23 protein-coding genes are annotated in these 26,511 nt (G+C 64.8%); 10 read left to right on the top strand and 13 right to left on the bottom strand.

What is annotated here, in order from left to right; genetic code table 11:
- Nucleotides 1-73: 73 nt before the first annotated feature.
- The 7 genes from I6F17_RS24810 to I6F17_RS24780 all read right to left on the bottom strand — a co-directional run bounded on the left by I6F17_RS24810 (nt 74) and on the right by I6F17_RS24780 (nt 10,652).
- Nucleotides 74-2,566 (bottom strand): GAF domain-containing protein, encoded by a 2,493-nt coding sequence (locus I6F17_RS24810; protein WP_225124978.1) that lies wholly within the window; start codon nt 2,564-2,566, stop codon nt 74-76.
- Nucleotides 2,567-2,670: 104 nt separating this feature from the next.
- Nucleotides 2,671-4,359, bottom strand: a complete 1,689-nt coding sequence (locus I6F17_RS24805; RefSeq protein ID WP_225125056.1) for a thiamine pyrophosphate-requiring protein — start codon at nt 4,357-4,359, stop codon at nt 2,671-2,673.
- Between the two features lie 52 nt (nt 4,360-4,411).
- Nucleotides 4,412-7,246 carry a winged helix-turn-helix domain-containing protein gene (locus I6F17_RS24800; protein WP_225124976.1) on the bottom strand — a complete coding sequence of 945 codons (2,835 nt, stop codon included), beginning with the start codon at nt 7,244-7,246 and terminating at the stop codon, nt 4,412-4,414.
- Nucleotides 7,247-7,469: 223 nt separating this feature from the next.
- Nucleotides 7,470-7,907, bottom strand: coding sequence for a putative quinol monooxygenase (locus I6F17_RS24795; protein WP_225124974.1), 438 nt, complete (start codon nt 7,905-7,907; stop codon nt 7,470-7,472).
- Between the two features lie 56 nt (nt 7,908-7,963).
- A complete protein-coding gene (locus tag I6F17_RS24790; RefSeq protein ID WP_225124972.1) occupies nt 7,964-8,797 on the bottom strand; it encodes a VOC family protein in 834 nt (277 codons plus the stop codon).
- A 30-nt stretch (nt 8,798-8,827) separates the two neighbouring features.
- Nucleotides 8,828-9,841, bottom strand: coding sequence for an aldo/keto reductase (locus I6F17_RS24785; protein WP_225124970.1), 1,014 nt, complete (start codon nt 9,839-9,841; stop codon nt 8,828-8,830).
- Between the two features lie 55 nt (nt 9,842-9,896).
- Nucleotides 9,897-10,652, bottom strand: coding sequence for an alpha/beta hydrolase (locus tag I6F17_RS24780; RefSeq protein WP_225124967.1), 756 nt, complete (start codon nt 10,650-10,652; stop codon nt 9,897-9,899).
- Nucleotides 10,653-10,988: 336 nt separating this feature from the next.
- Here I6F17_RS24780 and I6F17_RS24775 point away from each other — a divergent pair, with 336 nt between their 5' ends.
- The 6 genes from I6F17_RS24775 to I6F17_RS24750 all read left to right on the top strand — a co-directional run bounded on the left by I6F17_RS24775 (nt 10,989) and on the right by I6F17_RS24750 (nt 16,569).
- A complete protein-coding gene (locus I6F17_RS24775) occupies nt 10,989-11,924 on the top strand; it encodes an AraC family transcriptional regulator (protein ID WP_036042991.1) in 936 nt (311 codons plus the stop codon).
- A gap of 82 nt (nt 11,925-12,006) precedes the next feature.
- Nucleotides 12,007-12,474: a (2Fe-2S)-binding protein gene (locus I6F17_RS24770; protein ID WP_036042992.1), complete on the top strand. Its 468-nt coding sequence runs from the start codon at nt 12,007-12,009 to the stop codon at nt 12,472-12,474.
- Nucleotide 12,475: 1 nt separating this feature from the next.
- Nucleotides 12,476-14,731, top strand: a complete 2,256-nt coding sequence (locus I6F17_RS24765; RefSeq protein ID WP_346656997.1) for a molybdopterin cofactor-binding domain-containing protein — start codon at nt 12,476-12,478, stop codon at nt 14,729-14,731.
- An 8-nt stretch (nt 14,732-14,739) separates the two neighbouring features.
- Nucleotides 14,740-15,372 carry a hypothetical protein gene (locus tag I6F17_RS24760; RefSeq protein WP_225124964.1) on the top strand — a complete coding sequence of 211 codons (633 nt, stop codon included), beginning with the start codon at nt 14,740-14,742 and terminating at the stop codon, nt 15,370-15,372.
- A gap of 130 nt (nt 15,373-15,502) precedes the next feature.
- Nucleotides 15,503-16,192 carry a type 1 glutamine amidotransferase domain-containing protein gene (locus tag I6F17_RS24755; protein ID WP_225124962.1) on the top strand — a complete coding sequence of 230 codons (690 nt, stop codon included), beginning with the start codon at nt 15,503-15,505 and terminating at the stop codon, nt 16,190-16,192.
- Between the two features lie 71 nt (nt 16,193-16,263).
- Nucleotides 16,264-16,569: a putative quinol monooxygenase gene (locus I6F17_RS24750; RefSeq protein ID WP_225124961.1), complete on the top strand. Its 306-nt coding sequence runs from the start codon at nt 16,264-16,266 to the stop codon at nt 16,567-16,569.
- Between the two features lie 34 nt (nt 16,570-16,603).
- On the opposite strand, the gene I6F17_RS24745 is transcribed toward I6F17_RS24750, so the two are convergent.
- The 6 genes from I6F17_RS24745 to I6F17_RS24720 form a co-directional block, all read right to left on the bottom strand.
- Nucleotides 16,604-17,014: a hypothetical protein gene (locus tag I6F17_RS24745; RefSeq protein ID WP_225124958.1), complete on the bottom strand. Its 411-nt coding sequence runs from the start codon at nt 17,012-17,014 to the stop codon at nt 16,604-16,606.
- A gap of 148 nt (nt 17,015-17,162) precedes the next feature.
- Nucleotides 17,163-18,758: an MBL fold metallo-hydrolase gene (locus I6F17_RS24740; protein WP_225124956.1), complete on the bottom strand. Its 1,596-nt coding sequence runs from the start codon at nt 18,756-18,758 to the stop codon at nt 17,163-17,165.
- A gap of 3 nt (nt 18,759-18,761) precedes the next feature.
- Nucleotides 18,762-20,288 carry a thymidine phosphorylase family protein gene (locus I6F17_RS24735; protein WP_225124954.1) on the bottom strand — a complete coding sequence of 509 codons (1,527 nt, stop codon included), beginning with the start codon at nt 20,286-20,288 and terminating at the stop codon, nt 18,762-18,764.
- 121 nt (nt 20,289-20,409) lie between these two features.
- Nucleotides 20,410-20,574, bottom strand: coding sequence for a Flp family type IVb pilin (locus I6F17_RS24730; protein ID WP_225124951.1), 165 nt, complete (start codon nt 20,572-20,574; stop codon nt 20,410-20,412).
- A 260-nt stretch (nt 20,575-20,834) separates the two neighbouring features.
- Entirely contained in the window at nt 20,835-21,071 is a 237-nt protein-coding gene (locus I6F17_RS24725; protein ID WP_036005807.1) for a hypothetical protein, read from the bottom strand.
- A 59-nt stretch (nt 21,072-21,130) separates the two neighbouring features.
- Nucleotides 21,131-22,135: a Ku protein gene (locus I6F17_RS24720; RefSeq protein ID WP_036035222.1), complete on the bottom strand. Its 1,005-nt coding sequence runs from the start codon at nt 22,133-22,135 to the stop codon at nt 21,131-21,133.
- A 229-nt stretch (nt 22,136-22,364) separates the two neighbouring features.
- Here I6F17_RS24720 and I6F17_RS24715 point away from each other — a divergent pair, with 229 nt between their 5' ends.
- From I6F17_RS24715 to I6F17_RS24700, 4 genes are all read left to right on the top strand, one after another.
- Nucleotides 22,365-22,520 (top strand): hypothetical protein, encoded by a 156-nt coding sequence (locus I6F17_RS24715; RefSeq protein ID WP_167361642.1) that lies wholly within the window; start codon nt 22,365-22,367, stop codon nt 22,518-22,520.
- Between the two features lie 241 nt (nt 22,521-22,761).
- Nucleotides 22,762-23,436: a response regulator transcription factor gene (locus tag I6F17_RS24710; protein ID WP_036035233.1), complete on the top strand. Its 675-nt coding sequence runs from the start codon at nt 22,762-22,764 to the stop codon at nt 23,434-23,436.
- A gap of 109 nt (nt 23,437-23,545) precedes the next feature.
- Nucleotides 23,546-24,922: a sensor histidine kinase gene (locus tag I6F17_RS24705; RefSeq protein WP_225124949.1), complete on the top strand. Its 1,377-nt coding sequence runs from the start codon at nt 23,546-23,548 to the stop codon at nt 24,920-24,922.
- A 161-nt stretch (nt 24,923-25,083) separates the two neighbouring features.
- The gene (locus tag I6F17_RS24700) at nt 25,084-26,484 is read left to right on the top strand and encodes a hypothetical protein (protein ID WP_225124947.1); all 1,401 of its coding nucleotides are present in this window, start codon (nt 25,084-25,086) and stop codon (nt 26,482-26,484) included.
- The last annotated feature ends 27 nt before the right edge of the window (nt 26,485-26,511 follow it).

Genomic DNA, 26,511 nt, shown 5'->3' with positions numbered 1-26,511 from the left:
CCGGAGAACGACAGCAATTGCCGCCGAATGAGCCACGCCAGTTTGCCGAAAGCACCCACCGCCCGATTCAACCTCAGCTATTGCCTGACAGACCACTCTTGCGCGGCAGCACGATCGTGAATTCAGTAAATTTGCCCGGCTCGGTCGCGACGTCGATCGTGCCGCCGTGCTGCTTCACGACGATGTCGTGGGTCATCGACAGCCCGAGGCCGGTGCCTTCGCCGGCTGGCTTGGTGGTGAAGAACGGATGGAACATTTTCTCCTTCACATCGTCGGCAATGCCGGTGCCGTTGTCGCGGATCGTGATCTCGACGTCATCGCCGCGATCGCGCGTCGCGGCGGTCACAATCGGCTCGTAACCGGCGGCACCGTCGGCCTTGCGCCTGATGACCGCGTGGAAGCCGTTCGAGATCAGGTTCAGGAGCACGCGGGTGATTTCCTGCGGAAACACTTCGGCCTGTCCGGCCGCTGGATCGAGCGCGCGCTTCAGCGTCACGTGGAATCCGGGCTTCTCGGCGCGTGCGCCGTGATAGGCGAGATTCAGGCTCTCCTCGACCAATGCATTGATGTCGCTCAGCCCATGCTCGCCGCCGCCTTCGCGCGAATGCAGCAGCATGTTCTTGACGATGGAATCGGCGCGGCGGCCGTGCTGCACGATCTTGCCGAGGTTGTCCTGCAGAAGCCCCGTCAGCTCGTCGACCTCGCTGCGGACGTTCTCGGGGAGCGGGACCGGCGCGAGCACCCCGTTCAGCTCCTCGGTCAGCTCGGCAGACAGCGAGGCGAAATTGTTGACGAAGTTGAGCGGGTTCTTGATCTCGTGCGCGATGCCGGCCGTGAGCTGGCCCAGTGACGCCAGCTTCTCGGTCTGGATCAGGCGGTCCTGCGCGGCGCGGAGATCATCGAGCGATTTGGCGAGCTCGCTGGTGCGGTCCTGAACCTCGTTGAACAGGCGCGTGTTCTCGACCGCGATCACGGCCTGGTCGGCAAAGGTCTTGAGCAGGTTGATGGCTTTGTCGGGAAAATAACCGGGCTCCCGCCGCGTGACGGCGATGGTGCCGATCGCAAGGCCATCGCGCAGCATCGGCACCACGAGGATGCTGCGATAACCGCGTGTTCGCGCCAGCTCCTTCATGGCCTCGGTAAGATCAGGCTCGTTCTGCATGTCGCTGCGGAAGGCATACTCGCCGCTGCTCGCCACCCGGCTGTGAATGCCCGATGAGGACAGCGGCGTCGGAAATGAGTTCAGCAGATCCGCATTGCCGGCCTCGTTGTCGGTCGTGAAGGCGGCCAGATGCAGCATGCCGTCGACGACGCGGGTGACAGTGGAGGAGTGCGCTCCGATCAGCGCCTTGGCGCTGTCGGAAATGGCCTGGAACACCGGCGTGACATCGGACGGTGAAGCCGCGATCACCTTGAGAATGTCGGCAGTCGCAGTCTGACGTTCCAGTGCTTCCTTGGTCGCGTTGAACAGGCTGACATTCTTGATCGCGATCACGGCCTGGTCGGCGAAGGTCTGCAGCAGGTGCACATGATGCTCGGCGAAGTTGCCGGTCGCGCGGCGCGTCGCGATGATGATGCCGATGGCTTCGCCTTCGCTCATCAGCGGCGCGAACAGCATGCTGCGATAGCCGCGGGCCCGCGCGATGTCGCGCGCGGCCGGCTCGACCTCGGTGTCGGGCAGTTGCGCCGCGGTACCATTGGCCACGAGCTGATAGGGCGGGAATTGTGCGAACGGCACCGGGAACGAGGCCTGGAGCACGCGGTCGCCCGCGGGATCCGTCGGGGTGAATGCCGCAAGGTGCACGGCGCCGTCGACATAACGCAGCACCGCGGTGGAGAAGCCGCCGATCAGCCGGTTGGCGTTGGTGGCGATGGCCTCGAATACCGGCTGCACGTCGGACGGGGAGGCCGCCATCACCTTCAGGATATCGGCCGTCGCGGTCTGGCGTTCCAGCGCCTCCTCCGTCTCGTTGAACAGGCGCGCGTTCTCGATCGCGATCACGGCCTGGTCGGCGAAGGTCTGCAGCAGCTGGACGAGGTCGGGCGCGAATGATCCTGGCTCGGCGCGCGTGACGCTGATCATGCCGACCGGCGCGCCCCGGTTCATCAGCGGCATGAATAGCACACTGCGGAAGCCGCGCAGCCGCGCCAGCTCCCGGTTCAGTTCAGGGACGTCGGCCGCCTCGCTGTCGGGAAACTGGATCGTCTGGCCCTCCCGCACGAGGCCAAAGGTCGGGAAGTCCGCGATCTTGCGTGGGAACGACGCCTTGAGCCCCGCGTCCGCCTCCGGATTGGTCGGCGTGAACGCCACGAGGTGAAGCTCGTCGCCGATGAACTGAAGCACGGTGGCGGAGAAGCCGCCGAGCAGGCGCTTTGCGCTGTCGGCGACCGCCGTAAAGACCGGCCGCGCATCGGACGGCGAAGCCGCGATGATACGCAGGATCTCGGCGCTGGCGCTCTGGCGATCCCGAGCCGTCGCAAGCTCGGCCCGCAGCTGCGCAATCTCGGCGGTGGCCGACCGCAATCGGCGCTCGAGTTCCTCGATTTCCTGCAAAACGGTCGTCATTCCCGGTCCAGCTTGATGCCGCGGCGTGCGCGGCACCGGGCCGGATTATCACAACTTCTGCGGTCGGAGCCAGCGGCTCGCAGCCGTGCCCGCACCGGCTCCGCTCACGTGCCGGGCCGCGACACCTCGGTCTCCTTGGCTGTGATGAACTCCAGCAGCACCGGCACGCCTTCCCTCGTCTTCGCGATGCCGCGCTTGATCGCGGGCACGATGTCCTCCGGCCGCGTCACCCGCTCTCCGTAGCCGCCGAAGGCGCGGGCCATCGCGGCGTAGTCGCCGGAAATGTCGGTCGAACGATATTTTTCGGTCGAGATCGGCATCACCTTCAGCTCGATCGCCATCGAGAAATTGTTGAGCAGGATCGACATGATCGGGATGCGCTCGCGCACCGCGGTCTCGAAATCCATGCCGGTGAAGCCGATCGCAGCATCGCCCCAGACGTTGATGCAGAGCTTGTCGGGCTTTGCCAGCTTGGCGCCCATCGCAAGACCGAGGCCGTAACCAAGCTGCGTGGTTTTGCCCCAGCCGAGATAGGTGAGGGGCTCGACCGATCGCCAGAACGGCGAGAGCTGGTCGCGCGGGCTGCCGGCATCGTGGGTGATGATCGTATTCGCGATGTCCACGGTGTGCTGGAGATCCCACAGCACGCGATAGGGGCTCAAGGGCGCGTCATTGCTGGTCAGCTTCGGCATCCATTTCGCCAGCCATTCCTTGTGCGAGGCTGCGATCTCGGCCGCGACGGCGGATGCATCGCGATCCGCGGTGACGGTCTTGCCGATCTCCTCCAGCAGCGCGTCGAGCACGAGGCCGGCATCGCCGACCAGGCCGATCTTCGCTTCGACGTCCTTGTTGAGATGATTGGGATCGAGCGTCGAATGAATGATGGTCTTGCCCTTCGGCATCGCGATGCCAAAATTGGTCTCGGTAAAGGAGCAGCCGATGCCGAAAATGACGTCGGCCTCGGCCAGAAATTTCGGCACCGCGCGCGGCACTGCAAGGCCGCCGGAGCCAAGCGACAGCGGATGCGTCTCCGGAAACGATGATTTGCCACCCAAGCTGGTGGTGACGGGGATCGCCAATCGCTCGGCGAGCCGTTTCAGCTGCGGCCAAGCCTGCGCGTAATGCACGCCCTGGCCGGCATAGATCACCGGCCGTTTTGCGTTCACCAGCAGGCTGGCGGCTTCCTTGACGTGAACGGGGTCGGCGCCGTAGCGGGTGCGCAGCACCGGCGTGTAGTTCAGCGGCTCCGGCACCTCCTCGTTCCACATGTCCGAGGGGATCTCGACGATGACGGGCCCGCCGCGGCCGTTCTTCAGCCTGGTGAAGGCGCGGCGGAAGATGTTGACGACTTCGGTCGCGAGAATGATCGGCTCGGACGATTTCGCGAACGGCTTCATCGCCTCGCTGGAATTGAAGTTCGGCTCGATATGCGCCAGCCGGCGCTGATAGCCCATCGGCAGCACCAGCACGGGAACGGATTCGCCGAAGCACTGCGCCACGCCGCCCATCGCGTTCTCCGCGCCCGGCCCGTGCTGCATGCAGAAGGCACCGATGCTGCGCCCCGACGTCACCCGCGAGATGGCGTCCGCCATGTGGATGCCGACGCGCTCCTGCCGCACCATCACCGGGCGGATCTCGGCCTTGGCCGCGTGTTCGATGAGATGGTTGACCGGATAGCCGCAGAGGATCTCGATCCCCTCGCGCCTCATGATTTCCGCAATGGCGGTGCCGAGCTTCATGGCGTCTCTCTCCCTGGCAAGGCCGGTTGATCCGGCTTGTTGGGAGGAGAGGATCAGGAATTTCCGGGAGCGTAAAGCGCGGGCAGCGAGCGCGGCGGTAGGCCAGCTATGCGTCGCGAGCGTGCACCGGCTCCATCCTGCGATGGTCGCTGCAGCCGCTCGCGGTCGGCTGCAGCAGGCGCTGGGCCGCAAGCAGATCCGGTGTCCCGAACCCCTCGGTGAACTCGTTATAGATCGGCGAGAGCAGCCGGACAGCCTTGGATCTGCGGTCGGTGGCGATCCAATGTGCCGCGAGATCGGTCGCGATCCGCAATTGGAACGTCAGCGCGCCTATCCTGCGCGCTTCCGCGAGCGCTTGCTGAAACCGCTTTTCGGCGCGCAGCGGCTCGCCGGTGTGGAGAAGGATCGCGGCGTCAACTCTCTGGAGCTCCGGACGGCACCAGCGCTCGCCTTGGCGTTCCTGATGCTCGATCGCCCGCGTGATGGCTTCTTGCGCCTCCGCGATCCGCCCTTGCCTCAGATAGGCGCGGGCGAGGACCGCGAGATAGCTGCCGATCCGCATCAAGAACCGGCATTCTGTCAGTTCGTCGATCGCGGCTCGAATATCCTCCACCGCGCGTGGATCGCCCCGCAGGTCGCGAAGGCATGCGGAGAAATAGCGCTCGACCGGAACCCAGCGTGAGATGCGCTCGCGTTCAAGGTTGCGACGCAATCGCTCAGTGTAGCTCGCGAGCGCGTCAAGATTGCCGGTTTCGAGCGCAACGGGAAGGGCGGCGAGCCCAAATGCGTTCGACTGTGACACCCAATGGCCGCTGCGGTCCGCGGCATCGACGGCGTCGCTGGCCAGTCTTGCCGCATATTCGGCTTGCCCTTGCATCCACGCGACGAAGGGCAGGTTGAAGCGGACGGTGATGAACCGGTAGACTTCGTTCGCGTCCTTGCGCGAACGGCTCTCTGCCAGTGAATAAGTCGCCGCAAGGCGATCGAGAACCGGGCGGCTCTTGCTCAACTCGCCGGCAAACGCGCGCGCCCAGGCGAGTGCGCGATCGGCTTCAGACGTTGCCGTGAGGTCGCGGTCGCGGTCGCGGTCGGCAAGCTCCGTCGCTTCCTCGAGATAGGTCGTTGCGCGCGGGACCTCGCCGATCTGCAACAGGTAGAAGCCGAACCCGACCAGCGCTCGCTGCTGATATTCGATGTTGCCGGCCCGCCTTGCAAAGTGGATGGCATCGAGCCAGGCAATCTCGTTCTCGTTCGACATCTTGCGGGCGTAGAACAGGCTCCACCCAAGGGCGCAGGCGAGTTTTGTCTTCGATAGATCATCGCAAGGCACGGTCTTGGCCAATGCGAGCGCAGCCGCCAGCCGCGCCTGCGCTTCCGACAGGATCGACGTTTCCGACCACAAGGTGATCGCCGCAACCGTGAGCCTGATCCCGAGCACGGGATCGCCGTGCTCGCCGAACGCCCATGAAAGAGCGGCGCGCAAATCGGCGATACGGCCGAGGTAACGCTGTGTCCAATCGGCCGGCTCGCGCCATTTCCACTCCTCCTCGGACTGTTCGAACAGCGTGAGCACACGTTGCGCGTGACGGCGCAGCGCCTGGTCGCAGGCAGGATCGGCCCGGCGCCGCTCGCCTGCGTAGCGGCATGTGCTGTCGAGCAGGCGATAGCGGAGGTTCGCGCCATGTGCCTGCGCGCTCAAAAGCGATTTGGCAACGAGACTGCCGAGGCCAGTGACGACGTCGACCGGCGTGAGCCCAGCCGCTTCGGCGACGAAGACCGCGTCCTCAACCTCGAACGCTTCGCTGAACACCGAGAGCAGGCCGAACAGTCTGGCTTCCCGCTGCGACAGCAGCCTGAAGCTCCAGTCGATCGTCGCCATCAGCGTTTCATGGCGCGGCGGCGCACCATCGGCGGCGGGGGCCCGAAAACCCAGATTCTGGTCGAGTAACTCCACCAATTGGCGAGGATTGAACCTGCCGATCTGGGCTGCCGCCAATTCGATCGCCAGCGGGAGTCCGTCGAGCGAGTGGCAGATCGCGGCGACGGCCTCGCAATCATCGTCGACGAATTGGTAGTCGGCCCATTCGGCGGCGCGGCTGACGAACAATTGCACTGCCGGAAACCTGACGGCTTGATCGGCGGTCAGGGCGTGACCGGGTTTGGGTGAGGCCAGAGAGCCGAGCCGGACGACATGCTCGGTGGCGGTGCCGAGCGGCTCGCGGCTGGTCGCAAGCAGCCTGCACGGCGATGCGTCCGCCATGAACCTGCCGGCGAAGATCGTTGCGGCCGGCAGGACGTGCTCGCAATTGTCCAGAATGACCAGCATCTGCCGCGGTCTCAAATAGTCGATGGCCGCAGCCAGGCTGTTGTCCGGATTGCCCCTGATGCCCAATGCCGTCACCAGTGCGGCGCCGAACAGCGTCGGGTCGGAGATCGTTGCGAGATCGACGAAGCACACGCCGTCGCGGCACTGTGGCGCAAATGCCTGGGCGACGGCCAAGGCAACCGTCGTCTTGCCGATTCCTCCCGCGCCGGCCAGAGTCACGTGCCTGTTGCCCGTCAACAGACCCGTGATCTCGTCGATTTCCGGTTCGCGACCAACGATGCCGCGCAGCAATGGCGGGCTGGGCGGGGGGAGCGGTTCGGCGAGCGCAAGATCGTCTTCGACCTCGCCGATGCTGATCTGCACCTGCGCGATGAACTTGTATCCGCGGCGCGCCAGGGTCGCGATGTATACGGGCTCGATCTGGGTATCTCCCAGCGAACGCCGCAAGCTCCACATGTTGACCTTGAGATTGCTGTCGTGGAGGAAGGTGCCCGGCCAGGCGGCCGCCATCAGCTCAGTCTTGCTGACCAGCTCACCGCAGCGCTGCACCAGCAGCTGCAAAAGCTCGAATGCGCGTCCACCGAGCTTGACGGGGCGCCCTTTGAGAAGGAGCAACTGGCGGCTGGGTATCAGTCGAAATGGGCCGAAGCAGTAGGTGAGCTCCCGCCGGCCTGCGCCCCGTTGTCGTGTCTCCGTGGCAGCCCGCATAAATCATTGCCAATCGATCAAACCGATCGAGTGGTATTATCATGCACTGCAATATTTTTGAAGGGAACCGTTCCGGTTCGTACGATTTGCCGCAGGGCAATTGTGACAAAGCGCGCGCGGGACGGTTCGGCTATTTTTTGGGCTTGCCGAGAATGGCCATGCGCATGACTTCGACGCCGCCATCGGCAAGTTCCGGAAGCTTGGCGAACCAATCCTTCACATAAGGCATCGCGTTGTGTGCGTCGAAATCGGCCTGGCTGGCGAACACCTCGTAAAAGATGAAGTGGCCGGGCTTGGCGCGGTCTTCCTGAAGGAAATAGACTAGGTTTTTGGGATCGCTGCGGACCAGGTCGATCAGCGGCAAGGTGGCGGCGCGCAGCATGTCTTCTTTTCCAGGCTTGGCGCGCACCTGGGCCACCACGGAATATGCACCCTCCGGGATCTCCCGATAGTGCACGCGCGGCGCTTCCTGAGCCACGGCCGGAAGCGTCGCTGGTGCCGTAGCGGCGGCGATCAGCAGGGCGGCGAGCGAGTTGCGAACGAGAGTTTGCATGGTGAAGTCCTTCATGTGATGTATCGCAGAGTGAGCAGCTGGCACTGACAGCCGCCCCGCCGCATGACAGTCTAGCGCACGATCTTCTGTTGCCGTTTTGCCAAGGCTTCGCTGAAGCGCTTCTTGACCGGGCCGAGCGCCTTGACGAACTCGAGCTGCTCGCCCTCCGGTCCTTTGCAATAGATCAGCTCCCAGCCGTTCGAGGGTTCAGCGGTCACCCGGTTCGTGTTGGTGCTGCGAGGCGCGGCCTTGCGATCCGCTTCCGTCATGACGCGGATGGTGCGGTTCGCTCTCACCTGCGTCATGCCGCGGCGCGCCGATTCCGCCTCGAGATCGGCAATGAACTTGTTGAAGTCGACATCGTCGCGAACATAGAAGCAGATGTGCATCATGCGCGGGAAAGCAGGGCTCATATGCTCCACCGGTTCGGCGAAGCTCTTGGCGCTGCCCATGGGCTGATCAGCCTCGCGATATTGCAGCAGCTCCAGCACCATGTTGTCGAACTGGATGAAGCGGACATCGAGCCGCTGCGCGCCGCTTCGCAAGTCGGGCACGCCAATGGTTCGCGGATTGACCCCGCGTGCGTTCGCCTCGATCTCCTGGTCGGCCAGCAGCGTGTTCTGCACCCCGTCGCCCTGGAAGTCGCCGTGCCGGAACACCTCGGTGCCGCCAAGGACCTCCGTGTAGAACTGGTAGGCCCGCTCCATGTTCTGGACCGTCAGCCCGAAATGCTGGATGCCCTGGAGCCGCGCGCCGAGCGGCGCCTCGTCGCGCTCGGCATCCTGTGTCGCGGCCCGTGCGTCGGTTGCCGTGCCGGCTACGAGGCCGGTGACGACGGCTGCGCCGGCGGTCTGAAGCAAGGCCCGGCGGTCCATGCCGGTGGCGTTGTCGGCTGCATCTGTCATGTCGTTCTCCTTGGTCGTTCGGTGGATTGGTCAATCAACGGCGGGAAGTGGAGCTGCGGGGCTGACCAGCCCCTCGGAGCGGAGCTCGCGCCAGAAGTCCGCGGGGATGGCTTCCTGGAGCGCAGCGCGATCCTCGGCGATGCGGCCCGGGCGGCTCGCACCGGGAATGACGGCCGCGACCACCGGATTGGTGAGCGCGAACTGCAGGCCGGCCGCTTTCATGCTGATGCCATAGCGGTCCGCGATCGCCTTGATCCGTGCCACTTTCTTGAGGATTTCGGGAGGCGCCGGCGCATATTCAAAGTTCGGGCCGCCGACGAGCGCGCCAGAACTGTAGGGGCCGCCGACGATGATCGCGAGCTCGTGCTCGGCGACCACAGGCATCACCCGCTGCAGCGCCCTTGCATGGTCGAGGAGCGTGTATCGGCCTGCGAGCAGGAAGCCGTCGGGGCGCGGCTCTTCGAGCGCGAGCAGCAGCTCGATCGGCTCGACCCGGTTGACCCCGAGTCCCCACGCCTTGATCACGCCCTCGTCGCGCAGCCGGTCGAGCGCTCTGAAGGCGCCCTTGCGGGCGCTCTCGAACACCGAGAGCCACTCGTCGCCGTAGAAGTCCTGCGCCACGTCGTGCACGAAAGCGATGTCGATGTGGGAAGTGGCGAGCCGCTTCAGGCTGTCCTCGATCGAGCGCAACGTTCCGTCCCGGGAATAGTCGTTCACGATCCGGTTCGGGCGTCCGTGCCTGAAGACGCCGCCCTTCTCGCCGAGGTCGCGGGCATCGACATCCTCGATCTCGTCCAGGATCAGGCGGCCCACCTTGGTGCTGAGCACGTGGTCGCTCCGCTTGCGGCCGGCGAGCGCGGCGCCGATGCGGATCTCGGCAAGCCCCGCGCCGTAGAACGGTGCGGTGTCGAAATAGCGGATGCCGTCCTCCCAGGCTGCGTTCACCGTCGCGAGCGCTTCCTGCTCCGGGATGTCGCGGAACATGTTGCCGAGCGGCGCCGCGCCGAACCCAAGTTCTCCCGGCAGAATATCCTTGAGGGCCATGTTGCGAGTCCTTGTCTGCGGCAGGAAAGTCCGTCGGTGTGCGGCGCAGCCGATCTCAGTCGGTCGCGGACGCATCTGCGCTTCTGATGAACGCCGCGACTTCGCGCGGATGCGACAGCATCACCGCGTGGCTGCTCTTCATCTCCGTCACCTTCGCGCCCGAGCGCTTGGCCATGGTGCGCTGTGCCGTCGGCGGGATCATGTGATCCTCGCTCGTCACCATGTAATAGGTCGGCTTCGTCTTCCACGCCACGCGATCGACCTTGGTCTGCACCGCCTGCAGTCCCCAGGGCAGTTGCGCCGCGCCCATGAAGCGGGTCGTGGCCGGGTCGACATCAGCCGCGAAAGAGGTGGGGAATTTTGCGCGGTCGACGAGGAGATAATTGCCCTCGGTGACCAGCGGAGCCTTGTGCTCGCCCGGCGGTACGGGTGCTTCCGCCAGTGTGCTGACGGACTCCCCGGCGTCGGGCGCAAAGGCGGCGAGATAGACGAGGCTGCGAACCTTCGGGTTGTCGCCGGCTTCGGTGATGACCATTCCACCATAGGAATGCCCGACCAGAATGACCGGATGCCGCGCCTTGGCGATCACGCGTTCGGTCTCCGCGACATCGTCTCGAAGCGTGATGGTCGGCTGCTGAACGACGAGCACCTCATAGCCCGCCTCCGAGAGGATGCTGTAGGTGTCCTTCCAGCCCGAGCCATCGACGAAGGCGCCGTGCACAAGAACAATCGACACATTCCTGTCGGCCGCGGCCGCGGGGAGGGCGGTTGCGATCGACAACGCGGCAAGCGCGGAGGTAAGCGACTTCATATCAGGCTCCTGTCCTCGACACGGCCACATTGCCGTTGATGCGCCATTCAATAGCGCACGCCCGCATTGCGGTATTTCCGATTCCTGCGCGATGACGCACGCATCTTGCTCATCCCGCGATGAAGCCGGCTTCCGAAGCCGATCGTGCACCGCTCCAAGTCGTTGCTTCGTCTGTCTTTTACCTCTTTTAACCGCGCAACCTCTGGACTTCGCCGTCACCGCTTGTGAGTAATTCGCGATCGGCGTGGCAGTGACCGGGCTGCAACTCACCACCGGATGGAATGATCGCTCGCGCGATACGGGGCCGGGAATCGCCGCAACGAAGCGGAGGTCGTGATGGCGCTCGTGACGCATGGAGATCAGAAGTACAAGAACAGCGAGAAGCTCGCGGAGGCCAATGATTGGCCCGGGCTGAGCATCGAGCATCGCAAATTCGAGGCGGGCCGTCAGGCAACGCCCGTTCCCATCTGCACCGAGCTCGTCATGCTGCTGTCGGGCGGGGGGATGGTGTGCCGCGCCGGCAACGGCGAAGTCCAGAAAAGCCTCGCGCGTCCGGGCATGAGTTATCTCGTGCCGGTGGGGACGCAGGAGAGCCATCTCGAGCTCTCCGACCGCATGGAATGTCTTCATCTCTACCTGCCGCCGGCGCTGCTGGACCACAGCGCACTTGCGGATTTCGGCATCGATCCGGCCAAGGTCGAGATCGCCTACGCTCACGGTCTGGCGGACCAGGTGCTCTTCCATATCTGCTCGCCGCTTCGGGATCTGCTCCATCGCCCGCACCAGCCGACCGACGCGCTGTTCGTGGAGGGGATCCAGGTTGCGCTCGCGGCGCATCTTCTGGGCAATTACACGATCGACCGCTGGCGCGCGCCCGACAGGTCGCCGGCGCTCGATCCGCGGCGCCTCCAGCGCGTGCTGGACTATATCGAGGCGTCTCTCGGCAGCGATATCAGGCTCGAGGATCTGGCGGCCCAGGCCTGCCTCAGCCCCTATCATTTTTCCCGGCTGTTTCGCGAGGCGACCGGACTGTCACCGCACCGTTACGTCACCGATCGCCGCGTCCACGCCGCGCGACAGGAGCTCGCGCGCGACCACCTGTCGCTGGTCGAGATTGCCCTGGAGTTCGGCTTCGGCTCGCAGGCCAATTTCACGCGCGTATTCCGCAAGGCCGCAAATCTCACGCCGGGGCAGTTTCGCGAATTGTGCTGCGGCCAGGCCGAGGTGAAGAGCGATCGTTCGGATACGGCACTCCGCAGGGATTGCGCATGATTCCGCAGGAATCGGGAATACGGCTCAGCGTCTATCAGGCAGTGCTGTTGTGCGGACCATATCCGCTAGGAGACATATCGATATGATCGAGCTCACGGTGAACGGGATCAAGCGCCAGGTGGACGTCGTTCCCGAGATGCCGCTGTTGTGGGTGCTGCGCGACGAACTCGGCATCACGAGCGCCAAATACGGTTGCGGCGTCGCGCAATGCGGCGCTTGCACCGTTCACATCGACGGCCTGGCCGTGCGGTCCTGCCAGTCGCATATCGGCGAGGTCGCGGGCAAATCGGTCGTGACGCTCGAAGGCCTGGACAACAGGGATCAGCACCCGGTCTTGCAGGCCTGGATCGAGCATCAGGTGCCGCAATGCGGCTACTGCCAGACCGGACAGATCATGCAGGCGATCTCGCTTCTTGGATTGATCCCGAGGCCCACCGACGAGCAGATCGATCAGGTGATGTCCGGCAATCTCTGCCGCTGCGGCACCTATCCGCGCATCCGTGCTGCGATCCACGCGGCTGCGGCGGCGAACAAGACGGCGGAGAAGTGAGATGGGCCACATGCAGACCCTTTCCCGTCGGGCTTTCGTTTTCGGCTCCGCCGCCGTCGCCGGTGGCATCGCCTTCGGTGCCTATGGTTGTGCCGAAGCGGCCGCGCCGAGCGCCGACGGCAATCCGCTGGCCGCCGGCCTCGGCGCGAATTCGGTGACCTTCAATCCCTGGGTCGAGATCAGCCCGGACAAGATCACGCTGATCGCGCAACATGCCGACATCGGCCAGGGCGTCGGATCGGTGCAGCCGATCATGATCGCCGAAGAAATGGATCTCGACCCCGGCCAGTTCGAGATCCGGTTCGCCGGCCCGAGCCCCGCTTACTTCAACACAGGCTTCGCCGACGAGTTCGCGCCGTTCGTGGCTGCGGACCAGAGTCCTGCCGCAGAGGAAGCGCGCGCCGCCACGCTCGAATGGCTGCGCAAGTCCGGCCTGCAGATGACGGGTGGATCGAGCACGATCCCGGACACCTACCAGAAGCTGCGTGTTGCCGGCGCGGTCGCACGCGAGACGCTCAAGGCCGCCGCGGCCAAGCGTTCGGGCGTCGCGGTGGCCGACCTGCGCACGCAATCGGGCCATGTGATCCTGCCGAACGGAAGCAGGATCGCCTATGTCGCGCTCGCGGCCGAGGCGTCCAGAATTCCGCCGGTGCTCGATGCGCAGCCGCGCGACCCCTCCAAATGGCGCATGCTCGGCAAGCCGATGATGCGGCTCGACGTCCGCTCGAAAGTGATGGGCGAGCTGAAGTTCGGCATCGATATGAAGATGGACGGCATACTCTACGCGTCCGTCAAGCTGAACCCGAACAAGGGGCAACCGTTGAAATCGTACGACGCCCGCAAGGCGCAGACGATGCCGGGCGTCAAGAAGGTCCTTGAGATCAAGAACGGCGTCGCGGTGATCGCGACGAACAGCTGGTACGCGATGAAGGCTGTCGAAACCATCGCCTGCGAGTGGGCGCCCTCGGCCTATCCCGCCGAGCAGGCCGACCATTGGAAAGTTCTGGAATCCTCGTTCAAGCCCGAGTTCTTGGGCAAGGAGTGGAAGAAGATCGGCGACATCGACGCCGGCCTGAAGACGGGCAGGCTCGTAGAAGCCGAGTATCGCGCGCCCTATCTGGCCCATCAACCGCTGGAGCCGCTAAACGGCATCGGTCTCGTCACCGACAAGGGCATGGAGATCTGGGTCGGCCATCAGAGCCCCCGCTTCGTGCAATGGGTCGCGGCGACCGCAATCGGCCTCAAGCCGGAGCAGGTCACGTTTCACAACCAATGGACCGGCGGAAGTTTCGGCCATCGTCTGGAATACGAGAACGTTCGCGTGCTCGCCGAGATCGCCAATCAGATAAAGGGCACGCCGATCAAGCTCGTGTTCTCGCGCGAGGAAGATTTCCTCCAGGACATTCCGCGGCAGATTGCGATCGCACGGCACCGCGGCAGCGTCGACAAAAGCAAGATCGTCGCCGCCGATCTGCAACTGGCTTCGACCACGCCGCTCAAGGGACTGCTCGAGCGTTCGGGCACGCCGTCGAAAGATCCCGACGGGCAATTGGCCGCCGGCCTGTGGAACGTCTATTACGACATCCCCAATTTCCGGGCCACCAGCTACGAGGCGCAAGGATTGTCGCCAAGTACCACATGGCGTTCGGTCGGCGCCTCGACATCCGGCTTCTTCACCGAGAGCTTCATCGACGAATTGATTCATGCGGCCGGTCTCGATCCGATGAAGGCGCGCATCGCGATGTGCACCGTGCCGCATTATCGGAAAGTGCTGGAAACCGTCGCGGAGATGTCGGACTGGAAGGGACCGCTCGGCAACGGCCGTGGCCGCGGCGTCGCCTTCGTGGAGTCCTTCGGAACGCCGGTCGCTGAAGTCGTCGAGGTGACGGCGACGGAGCGCGGCATCCGGATCGACAAGGTCTGGGTCGCGGCCGACGTCGGCAAGGTCGTCGATCCCGTCAATTTCGAGAACCAGGTCCAGGGCGGCGTGGTCTGGGGGCTTGGCCACGCCATGAACTGCGAGCTCACCTACTCAAAAGGCGCAGCGCAGCAGACCAATTACAATCACCATGAGGCGATGCGGATCTACCAATGCCCGGTCATCGAAGTGCGCGGGCTGGAGAACGATCCGAAGGTGAGGGGGGTCGGCGAGCCACCGGTGCCACCCGCCGCGCCTGCGCTCGCCAATGCGATCTTCGCCGCGACCGGAAAACGCATCCGCGAAATGCCGTTCAACAAGTTCATCGATTTCGTGTGAGGGAAGCCATGAAGACATCTCTGATGGCGCTGGTCCTCGCGACATCGGCCATTGCAGCCTTGACCGGGATCGTTGCGGCCAAGGATGAGGCCGCCAAGGATTTGCTGCCGCCGGGCAGCGTCAGCCGCACCGAGGGCCTCGCTGCCTGGAAGCGGATCGAGGCCGTCGTGACCCATCCACGGTGTGCCAACTGCCACGTCGATGCCAAGGCCATACCGATCTGGACGCCGGCCGGCGAAACCAAGTCTCGCCCGCACGGCATGAACATCCACGGTGGCGAGAGCCGCATCGGCGCGGAAGCGATCCCGTGCTCGACCTGTCACATGACCTCGACCCAGGCGAACGAGCCGGCGCCGGCGCCGCCGCGCGCCGGGATCGACTGGCAGCTCGCACCGGTGGCCTTCATCTGGTTCGGCAAGAGCGGGGCCGAGATCTGCGCGCAGATGAAAGATCCCAAGCGCAATGGCGGCCGTGACGCCGCCGGTCTCGTCGGGCACTTACGGCACGATGCCTCGCTGAGCGGCTTTATCCCGCGCGGCTGGGCGCCTGGAGCCGGCCGCTCGACGCCGCCGGGCACCTTCGAGGATCACGTCAAGGACATGGCGATGTGGGGCGCAGCCGGGCAGCCCTGTCCGAACTGATGCGTTCTCTTACGTCGCGCCAAGGCGATCCCAATCGTAGAGCCGGGATCCCGACAACGAACAATATCGGTCGGCCACTCGTGGTGTTCCGGCCGTCTGAATGCAACAGCGTTATCGAACGGAGAAAACCATGACCCAACATGTCCTCTTCATTGTCACCAACGCAGCTGTGATCGGTCCGCATAGTCGCAAGACCGGCTTCTTCTTCGCCGAGGTCGCCCATCCTTTCGAGGTGCTCGACAAGGCTGGGGTGGCGGTGGAGTTCGCGTCCCCGGCCGGGGGGTGGACGCCTTACGATGCGTACGACGAGAAAGATCCCGCTCAGAGGGATTTTCTCGCGAGCAAGGCCTTTCGCCGCTTGAATCACAGTCGCAAATTGTCAGAGGTGGACGCCGCCGACTACGACGCCATCCTGGTGCCCGGCGGTCTTGGGCCCATGGTGGACATCCAGCGCAATGCAACGGTCCAGAGTGCCGTCGTGCGCGCCTGGACCACCGGCAAGCTCGTTGCCGCTGTCTGTCACGGGCCGTGCGCGCTGCTTGGCGTTGACCTTGGCGATGGCGTCCCGTTTGTGCGCGGCAAGAAGCTCACGTCCTTCTCGAAGAAGGAAGAGTACGACTACGCCCGCGATGATGTGCCCTACGAGCTCGAGGATGCGTTGAGGGCAGAGGGCGCCGAGTACTCGTCCGCGGCCAATTGGCAGCCTCACGTCGTGGTCGATGGCCGGCTCATCACGGGGCAGAACCCCGCATCGGCCGGAGCGCTGGGAAAAGAATTGCTGGCCGCCCTCAAGGACAGGAGCAGTGCCGCGAAGATCTGAGGGTTCGCAATATTCGAGAGGGATGGCTCGGCATCTGAAGCCGCGCTTACCCTCGCATGGGGAGCTATCGAATGACGCAATCGCCAGCCAAGATTACCGCTATCCTGATTGCTCGCCCGGGCAAGTCCGCTGAACTCGGCGCATTGCTCGTCGGCATGGCACCGCATTCCAGAGCTGAGCCTGGCAACCTGCATTGGGATGTCTGGCGCGACGTATCGAACGAAGATCGCTACGTTCTCGACGAACTGTACCGCGACGTTGCGGCCGTCGAAGCTCACCGAGCCTCGCCGCATTACCAGGCTTACCTCGCCAAAATTCCCGAGCTGGCTGATCGGACGGCCGTGGTCTTGGAAGCGGTCGAGGTTGGGAACAGGTGAACGGCGTCAGCGAACCTCCGAAGTAACCGCATCCCTATTTGCAGTTCTGGCAGATCATCAGCTTTCGCTTCAACGCCCCATCTTCCTGATCGAGGCCATTTGCATCTGGATTGGAATTGACGTCCCTTGCTGCGCGTGAACGCGCAGGCGGCGTCACGCGGCTCGGGGTGTCAACGTCGTCGACGGTGCCGACGCTGAAGCCATCGTAGTCGGCGGCCGGATTCGGTTGAGGCCCGCCAGTCACGGAAGGCTCCCTGCCGGACGGCGCCGGCGGAGTTCTGTTCGTCGTCACCCGCGCGGGCTTGGTGGCACTGGGGCGTGGCGGCGATGCATCGGGCGGAGCAAGCGAAACCGGCGGCGCGGCCGAAGTTTGGCCTCTGGCGCTGTCGTGCGGCCAGGCGACGACAGACATGAGGCCGATCGTCAGGAGCATCACGCGTCTCATCCGCATCCTCTCGGCAGCGCTGGTTGATCGATTGACGGCATGGCTCGTCGAGCCCGTTCCGCCGGAGAATATCAGCACCCAGAGAGCCGTCAAAGCGCCGTAGCCTGGATGAAGCGAGGCGCAATCCGGATTATTGTTTCCGCCGGCGCTACGCCGTTTCCTGCAGCGCGCGCCGCAGCCTTCGGATGATGACGCCGCGGGCGCGGTCGTCGGCGGCGGCTGCGACGCGATCGTTCATGTCGAGCATCAGCTCGGACATCTCGTTATGCCAGTCGAGACGCGTCACGGCCTCCGGTGCGAGCCGTCGGCGACGATCGGCGTCGAGCACGCGCGGTTCGGGTACGGCGAGCTCGAAAGTGTCGTCCAGCATCGGCTGGTAGATCCTGGCCGCGGGAATGATGCGCTCGGCGACGCGCTCGGCCAGGCCCGCAACCGCCGCTTCCTCGCCGTGGACCAGGAACAGCCCGCGCGCGATGGGACGACGCGCCGCGATCCAGCTGGCCATGCCGGCGCCGTCGGCATGGCCCGAATATTCGTCGATCATGCGGATGCGGGCAGCGACCTTGATCTCGTCGCCCTGGATGCGGACGGCCTTGGCCCCGTTCTGAAGGAAGCGGCCGAGCGTGCCGTTGGCCTGGAAGCCGGCCAGAAGCACGGTCGCGCGCTCGTTCCATAGCCAGCGCTTCAGATGATGGCGGATCCGGCCCGCATCGCACATGCCGCTCGCGGCGATGATGATGTGAAATCCGGACAGACGCATGATCGCCTTGCTCTCGTCCGCGGTCTCGGTGAACTTCAGATGCGGCGAGTTGAGCAGGCGCGTGGCGTCGACCGACGGATCGAGGCTCTCGGAATGGCGGCGGAACACTTCAGTCGCGCGGATCGCGAGCGGTGAATCGAGGAAAATCGGCGCCGTCGGAATCTCGCGGTGCTCCATCAGGTCGACGAGATCGACGATCAGCTCCTGGGTGCGCTCGACCGCGAAGGCGGGCAGCAGCAGCGCGCCGCCGGCCGCCGCGGCATCGCGCACCTCGGCCGCGAGGTGCTTGCGGCGAAGCGCAGGTGTCGTGGCCTCGCGCACGCGGTCGCCATAGGTCGATTCCGAGATGACGTAGTCGAAATCGCTCGGCGCTTCGGGATCGGGCTGGAGCAGCTTGGCCTCCGGCCCGACGTCGCCGGAGACGAGCACGCGCAGCGGCCGCGCCGCGCCTTGCTCGGCGATTTCCAGTTCGATCGAGGCGGAGCCGAGCAAATGGCCGGCGTTCCAGTAGCGTGCGCGGACGCCGGGAATCACGTCGGTCCATCGTTCGTAGTCGACGGCGCGGAACGATCGCAGCGATGCGATCGCGTCGGCCTGCGTGTAGATCGGCTCGACCTCCTTGCGCCCGCGCGAAGCATTGCGCCGGTTGAGCTGCTTGACCTCCGATTCCTGGATGTTGCCGGCATCGGGCAGCATGTAGGAGCAGAGATCGATTGTGCCGCGCGTCGCCAGGATCGGCCCCTCGAAGCCCGCGCGCACGAGCTTCGGCAAGAGACCGCTATGGTCGATGTGAGCGTGCGTGAGCAGCACCGCATCGATGTCGGCGGGGCGAAACGGAAAGGCGCGATAATTGAGCTCCTTCAGCGTCTTCTGGCCCTGGAACAATCCGCAATCGACCAGGAAACAGCCGCTTGCGGTCTGGAACAGATAGCTCGAGCCGGTCACGGTGCGGGTGGCGCCGCAGAATCGAACGGTGATGCTCATCTGTCATTCTCCGAGGGGCGTGCCGTTGATCGCATAGCCGTTGTCGCCCGCAGTCGCGCTGGCCGCCAAATCGTGCTCCGACCGGCCGAACGTGTAGACGCGATAAAGTGGCTCGCCCTGCTCGACGCGGTCGCCGATCTTCTTGAACAGGCGGATGCCTGCGCCCTTGTCGAGCGGCGCGCCGGCGGTGCGGGCGAGGCGGTTCAGACGCAGGCAGTCGATTGCGGACACGATGCCATCATGCCTCGCCTCGACGTCGAAGCTGAGCGGTCCGAGCTCGTTGCTGCATGTCGAGGGGCCCTGTGCGTCGATGATCTTCTGCATCTGCTTCAGTGCCGCGCCGCTATCCAGCAGTTCGCGCGCCCGGGCATAGCCGGCCCCGCCGCGCAGCTTGGGATCGTATTCCAGCAGATGGGCGGCGAGCCGGAGCGACTTCTCGCGCAGATCGCGCGGCGCATCCTTGTTGTTGCCGAGCACCGCCATGACGTCGTTGGCCTCCAGCACCGGCCCGATGCCGTTGCCGATCGGCTGGCTGCCGTCGGTCGTGATCACCTCGACCGTCCGGCCGAAGCGGTCGCCGACGAATTCGAACAGCTTTCGCAGCCGCATGGCCTCGACGCCGCCGGTGACCTTCGCGGTCGGGCCGACCGGAATGTCGATCAGCAGATGGGTCGAGCCAGCCGCGATCTTCTTGGACATGATGGAGGCGACCATCTGCTCGCGAGTATCCAGGCTCAGCGGGCGCTCGACCGAGATCAGGACGTCGTCGGCCGGCGACAGGTTCACGTGGCCGCCCCAGATCAGGCAGCCGTTGCAGGAGGAGACGATCGCCTTCATCTCCTCGACGGCGATATTCACCCGCGCCAGCACCTCCATCGTGTCGGCGGTGCCCGCCGGCGAGGTGATCGCGCGCGAGGAGGTCTTCGGGATCGGCAGGCCATGCGCGGCGACGATCGGCACCACCACCATCGAGGTGCGGTTGCCGGGGATGCCGCCGATGCAATGCTTGTCGACGACGACAGGGGTCGGCCAGACCAATTGCGTGCCGGCCTGCGCCATGGCCCCCGTGAGGGCGAGCAGCTCGTCGCTGGTGATGAAGCTCGCCGACCCGATCAGGAAGGCGGCGATCTCCATGTCGGAGTAGCGATAATGGGCAAGGTCGCTGATGATCGCGCCGATCTCGGCCTGGCTCAGAGTTCGTCCGCGGATCTTCGCACGCACCGCTTCCAGGCTCTCCGGAGGCGAGGCGGGCCTGACCGTGACCTCCGTTCCGACCGCTTCGGCGAAGCGCCGGAACGCAGGCTCGGAGAGGCCGATCTCGTCGGGAGCCGCCAGCGTATCGTCGTCCGTGATCAGCAGGGTCGCCAGCAGAACCTTGCCGCCCTGACGAAGCTCGACGCGGCTGAAGCCGCGGAAGATCTCCGCGCGCAGCGCCTTGGAGCGCCTCGAGACGACGACGACGTTCTCACGGCCGGTGTCGAGGCGGACGCGGCGGATCTTCAGTTGGGAATGCGGAAGGTCTGGATGCATGGACGGACCGGCAGCAGGGAGTCGGACCTCCATGCTTAGACGTCGCCGTCCCGATGCTGTTGACCCAGATCATGGCCCGCCGCTCCGGCGGGCAGCCGCTGCGCAGGCCGTTGGCCGGCGGTTACTTCATCGCCGTGCTGACCGAGTTGAACTTGTTGTTGAGCAGCGCAGCGCCCGTGCTGTTGACGATGGTCACGATTGCCAGAGCGATCCCTGCGGCGATCAGGCCGTACTCGATTGCGGTTGCGCCATTATCATCGGCAAGGAAGGACCTAAGCAGACGCATTGCCAACTCCTGTTCATCCGATCCGATGGATGGTCGCGTCGTTATCGGACTTGCAAATCGATCGAAAAAATCTTCGAGCGCGCCAAAACACGGCGATCGCACCTTACCTCGTACGACGGCATTCATTAAGTTAGGGTTCCGTCGATCCGTTCAAATGAAGTCAAACCGACAGCCCGGTGCATTGCCCCCCATTGGCTTGGCCGCTTAACCGATTGTTGAGCCTGTTCGTCAACGAATAGGCAAGGATGTCTCGATCGCGCTCATCCGCGCCGGCCGTCCGCATTCAGCGCCCGCAACATCGCGATGCGAGCGAACATCACCCAGCCGCCGCCGGTCTCGGCCGCATTGATCAAGGTCTCGATCGCCGTCTGCCAATGCGCCTCGTGCTGGGCGTCCTCGGGCAGCTCCATGATGTAGTCGGCGGCTTCTTGAAGCGTGAACAACTTGCGCTTGTTGCTCACGCGCACGGGATCGTCGAACGTCGTCGACCAGGGCATGTCAGGCCGGCCGATCGGCGAGGAGAGACATCACGGCGTGATCGCGGGGCGTGGTGCTGTCAGCCGGCCTTCTTTGCCCGCGCCGGCGCGCGCACCGGCTTGTCGGCGGTCTTCTTCGGCGTGGTCGCAGCCTTCGCCGCAGCTTCCTTGCCGCCCTTGCCTGATATCGGCAGCAGCATCTCGCGCTGGCCCTCGACGCGCTTCTTCGGTTTCTTGGCCTTGGCTGTGTCCTTGGCGGTGTCCTTGGCCGTCTCCCTGGCGACCTTCGCCGCGGGCGCCGCGTCCTTCTCGTTCGCGATGCTCTTCTTCAGCGCGTCCATCAAGCTGATGACGTTGCCGCCGGTCTTCGGTGCGGCCTTGGCGGTTATCGGCATGCCGCTGCGCTTCTTGTTGATGAGATCGATCAGAGCGGTCTCGTAATGATCCTCGAACAGCTCGGGCTCGAACGCGCCGGACTTCTTCTCGACGATGTGCTTGGCGAGGTCGAGCATGTCCCTCGTCAGCTTCACGTCCTGGATGTCGTCGAAATATTCCTTTTCGCTGCGGACCTCGTAGGGGTAGCGCAGCAGCGTGCCCATCAGCCCGTTCTCGAGCGGCTCCAGCGCGATAATGTGCTCGCGGTTGGTCAGCACCACGCGGCCGATCGCGACCTTGTCCATGCTGCGGATGGTCTCGCGGATCACCGCATAGGCGTCGTGGCCGACCTTGCCGTCCGGCACGAGGTAGTAGGGACGGATCAGATAGCGGTTGTCGATGTCGGCCTTGGGCACGAACTCGTCGATCTCGATCGTGTGGGTGGAATCGAGCGCGATGTCGTCCAGTTCGTCCTTGGTGACCTCGATATAAGTGTCGGTGTCGACCTTGTAGCCCTTGACGATGTCCTCGGAGGTCACCTCGTCGCCGGTCCCGGCATCGACCTTGAGATACTTGATGCGGTGGCCGGTCTTTCGGTTGATCTGGTTGAACGAAACCTTCTCCGTATCCGAAGTGGCCGGATAGAGCGCGACCGGGCAGGTCACGAGCGACAGACGCAGAAAACCCTTCCAATTGGCGCGGGGGGCCATGGGTTACTCCAGACGCAACAGAGGACAAGCCCTGAGGATACCATCGCCCAGTTGCGAATCATAGCAACCGCCGGCGCGGAATCTTGCAACGGCGTTAATCGTCGCCTGCGCTGTGTTTGCCGGGCGAGCCCATGGACCGGAACATCGCCCGAGATGACGCGTTGCCCCGGCAATTCATCGCCGAGGAGGTCGCGGCCATCCGACGCGACAGCCACAGATCGAGGTTACCATGGCAACCAGGCGAGAGCAGAACCGGATCGTCGAAACTCCGACCGAGGCGCGCCAGGGCGAGCCCGGGCCTTCGGTGGCGGCGCTGCTCGCCATCTCGACCGGGCTTGCGATCCTGATCCTCGCCGTCGTCTGGTTCGTGTTCTTCCGGACCTGACGGCCGGATCAGCACGCCGGCACCTTCCGGCTCGCCGCGCGATGCGGCACGTTGCGCCCACCATGCCGCCGGCTCCTCCGGCGGCATGGTGGGCGCAGTCGCATTTGCGTGCGCCAGGTCGTATATGACCAAAAAGTAACGTAGCCCGGTTCCCTGCGTTCATATTCAGTTCACGCCGGAATTGCTCATCTGTGGCGGTGTTCATGTCGCCTGTTCTTGCAGCCTATCCTTGGAGAGAAGCGTGCGCCTGCTCGTTGTTGAGGACGACCCCGATCTCAATCGCCAGCTCACCAAGGCGCTGACCGACGCCGGCTATGTCGTCGATCGGGCTTTCGACGGGGAGGAGGGGCACTATCTCGGCGACAACGAGCCGTATGACGCCGTGGTGCTCGATATCGGCCTGCCGAAGAAGGACGGCATCTCGGTGCTGGAAGCCTGGCGCCGCAACGGCCGCACCATGCCGGTTCTGATCCTCACTGCACGCGACCGCTGGAGCGACAAGGTGCAGGGCTTCGATGCCGGCGCCGACGACTACGTCGCAAAGCCGTTCCATCTGGAGGAGGTGCTGGCGCGCATCCGCGCCCTGCTGCGCCGCTCCACCGGCCACGCCCAGAGCGAATTGACATGCGGCCCGGTGACGCTCGACACCCGAACCGGCCGGGTCAGCGTGTCGGGCAATCCCGTCAAGATGACCTCGCACGAATATCGGCTTCTGGCCTACTTGATGCATCATTCGGGGCGGGTGGTCTCGCGCACCGAGCTGGTCGAGCATCTCTACGACCAGGATTTTGACCGCGACTCCAACACCATCGAGGTCTTCGTCGGCCGCATCCGCAAGAAGCTCGACGTCGACATCATCCAGACCGTCCGCGGTCTGGGCTATCTCCTGACCCCGCCGCCGGCCCCGGGCGCCTGAGGCGTTCCGGCCTTTGAAGTATCTTGGCTTGACGGGAGGCCGAACAGGGCCCTTGGTCCGGTCATGACGTCCGACCACCTGCCATCCTGCGCCGCCCGGGATCATTCCGATGGCTGCTAGCTCGCTTGCGAACCGACTGTTCCTGTCGGCGACCGCCTGGCTCGTGGTGATCCTGGCCATCACAGGCGTGGTGCTGTCGTCGGTCTACAAGAACGCCACCGAGCGCGCCTTCGACCGCCGGCTCAATCTCTATCTGCGCACCCTCATCGCCGAGGTCGCAACGCCCGACGAGCCGCCGGATCGCCAGTTCCAGTCGCTTGGCGAGCCCCTGTTCGACCTGCCGCTGTCCGGCTGGTACTGGCAGATCACGCGGACCGACACCGAAAAGCCGGAAGTGCGCTCCTCGCGCTCGCTTTGGGACAAGAAGCTACCGAAGCTCGAAGAGCAGGGTGCCGAGCTCACCGCCGCCGGCATCCGCCTCGCCTATGTCGACGGGCCGGAAGGGCAGAATCTGCGCATGGTGGAACGGCCGGTCGATCTCGGTGCCGACGGCAAATTTCTGGTCAGCGTCGCCGGGGACGATACCGAGATTTTCGACGAGACACGCAGCTTCGACTACTATCTCGGCGGCACCTTCACGGCGCTCGGCATCGTGCTGCTGCTGACGACCGTGTTCCAGGTCCGTTTCGGCCTTGCACCGCTCAAGCGCATCTCGGACGCGATCGCCGACATCCGCTCCGGGCGGGCCGAACGGCTCGAGGGTGAATTCCCGGTCGAGATCGCGCCGCTGGCGCGCGAGACCAACGCGCTGATCGATGCCAATCGCGAGATCGTCGAGCGGGCGCGCACCCATGTCGGCAATCTCGCTCATGCGATCAAGACGCCGCTTTCGGTCATCGTCAACGAAGCCAGCGCGCATGCCGCCGATCCGTTCGCGGAGAAGGTGATGGAGCAGGCGGATGTGATGCGCGATCAGGTCGCCCATCATCTGGAGCGAGCCCGCATCGCGGCACGGGTCTCGGTGGTCGCGACTGTGACGGAGGTGGCGCCTGCCATCGAGGGGCTGCGGCGGACCATGGAGAAGATCCATCGCGACCGCGGCATCGTGGTCGAGGCCAAGGCCTATCCATCCGCCAAGTTCCGGGGCGAGCGGCAGGATCTTGAGGAGATGGTCGGCAATCTCGTCGACAATGCCTGCAAATGGGCGGCCTCCCGCGTCCTCATTGAGGTCCTGGTCGAGCCGCAACAGCGGGCCGGCGCCGGCCCGCGTTTGCGGGTCATCGTCGACGACGACGGCCGTGGCCTGTCGGAAGCCGAGCGCGCCCAGGTCGCCCGGCGCGGCAAGCGCCTCGACGAGTCCAAGCCCGGGTCGGGACTGGGGCTGTCGATCGTGACCGACCTCGCGGCCCTCTATGGCGGCAGCCTTTCGCTCGGCAGCGCTCCGACTGGGGGTCTGCGTGCCGAGCTGGTTCTTCCCGGACTATAATCCCTTGTTTCGACGACAATTTCCGGCGCGGCCGAGGCTCCTCCAGCGAAGCATGGGAGGCATTCGAGGCAGCTTCCTAAACGGCTTCTTAAGTGGGGACCCCCTATGATCGCGCCGGACCCATCCCATGTCCGCCATTTTACCGTGCATTACCCGGGCGCATGAGCCAGACATCGATCGAGCGGCTGAGGGAATATCTCGCGCAGCTCCCGCCGCAGTCGCAGGCACTGCTGATGCGGGAGTTCGAGCGTGCGCTGGAGCGCGGCCAGGACACGGCGGTGGCCACCCTCGTGCTCGAGCAGCTGCGCAAGATCGTCCGCAAGAGCGAGGCCGACGAGGCTTTGCCGCCGCGCACGGACGATCTGTCGCGGCTCCTATTCCAGGTGTTGGAACCGTTCCTCGTCGAAGCGGGCACTCCTGTCAGGGCCGGCCAGATTCGCCGCTCCTCGCTGCAGCCGATCTGGCAGTGGCTTGGCCGTGACGGCGCACCGGACAAGGTGAACGAATTCGAGGCGGCGCTGGCGCGCATGCCGGCGGACAGTGCTGGGCAGGTCGAAGCCCTGGCCCAGAAGCTTCAGGCGGTGGCCGCGGATGCCATCTTCGAGCTGACGGGACCGGGCGGCGGCGACAAGTCGCGGGCGCTGGCCCGGGTCGGACCGCCCAACGTCATCGAGGATCTCTATTCGATCGGTGCGGTGCTCCAGGTCCGGGACGCCATTGCGACATTGAACGAGAAATTGCCGCGCACCTTGCGGGCCTTCGGGGATTCCCAGATCGCCTCGGTGACGTCGGCGCTCAACATTCCGGCGCTTCAGACGCCGCAGATGCTGCCTTTCGCCTTGTCGATCGTCGTGCAGCGGATGACCGCGCCCTGGCAGATCATCCGCCTTGCGGTCAAGATAGCGGCGTCCGATGACGAGATCCGCGTCGCGGCGACGCCCTACGGTATGGCCGTCACGATGGCCCTGCACGATTTGTCCTGCGTCGCCGCGGTCCTGCGCATGGACATCAAGCGCGGCCATTTCGACAATGTCGCCGGCAACCTCAAGACGTTACACGACGGCGTGCGCGGACTGCGCACCGAACTCGACCTGCGCAACGATTCGGCCTGGGGCAAGCAACTGACCTCGATCCGGGCCGACATCTCCAATGCGCTGCAGTCCGAGATCGACAGCGTTCCCGGCCGCGTCCGCCGCATCCTGCGCCAGCGCCCCGAAAAGGACATTCCGCCGGGCGCGCGGATCGACAGCACCGACGTCGAGGAAACGGTGGCTCTGATCGACTTCGTCGCGACGTGCCGCAACTATGCGAGCGAGCTTGCGATCAACGAGGTGACGCTGCGTACCTTTTCCGATCTCCAGCAATATGTGGAACGGTCGACCGAGCAGCTGGTGCAGTCGCTGCGCGCCGCCGATCACAAGGTCCGCACCTATCGGCAGCAGCAGGTGCAGGCCGCGATACGCTTCTGCCAGGTGCTGTTCGGCGACGATTACGCCTCATTGATGAGCCGGGCCGCCGAAAATGCACTCACCGGCGAGCGCAAATCGTCGCGCGCAGGCTGATCGGCGCGCATTTTTCCTGATCACAAT

The sequence above is a fragment of the Bradyrhizobium sp. NBAIM18 genome (assembly GCF_020193825.1).
GTDB lineage: Bacteria > Pseudomonadota > Alphaproteobacteria > Rhizobiales > Xanthobacteraceae > Bradyrhizobium > Bradyrhizobium yuanmingense.
The sequence above is the reverse complement of the archived record's forward strand: the minus strand, read 5'-3'. Positions and strand labels throughout refer to the sequence as shown.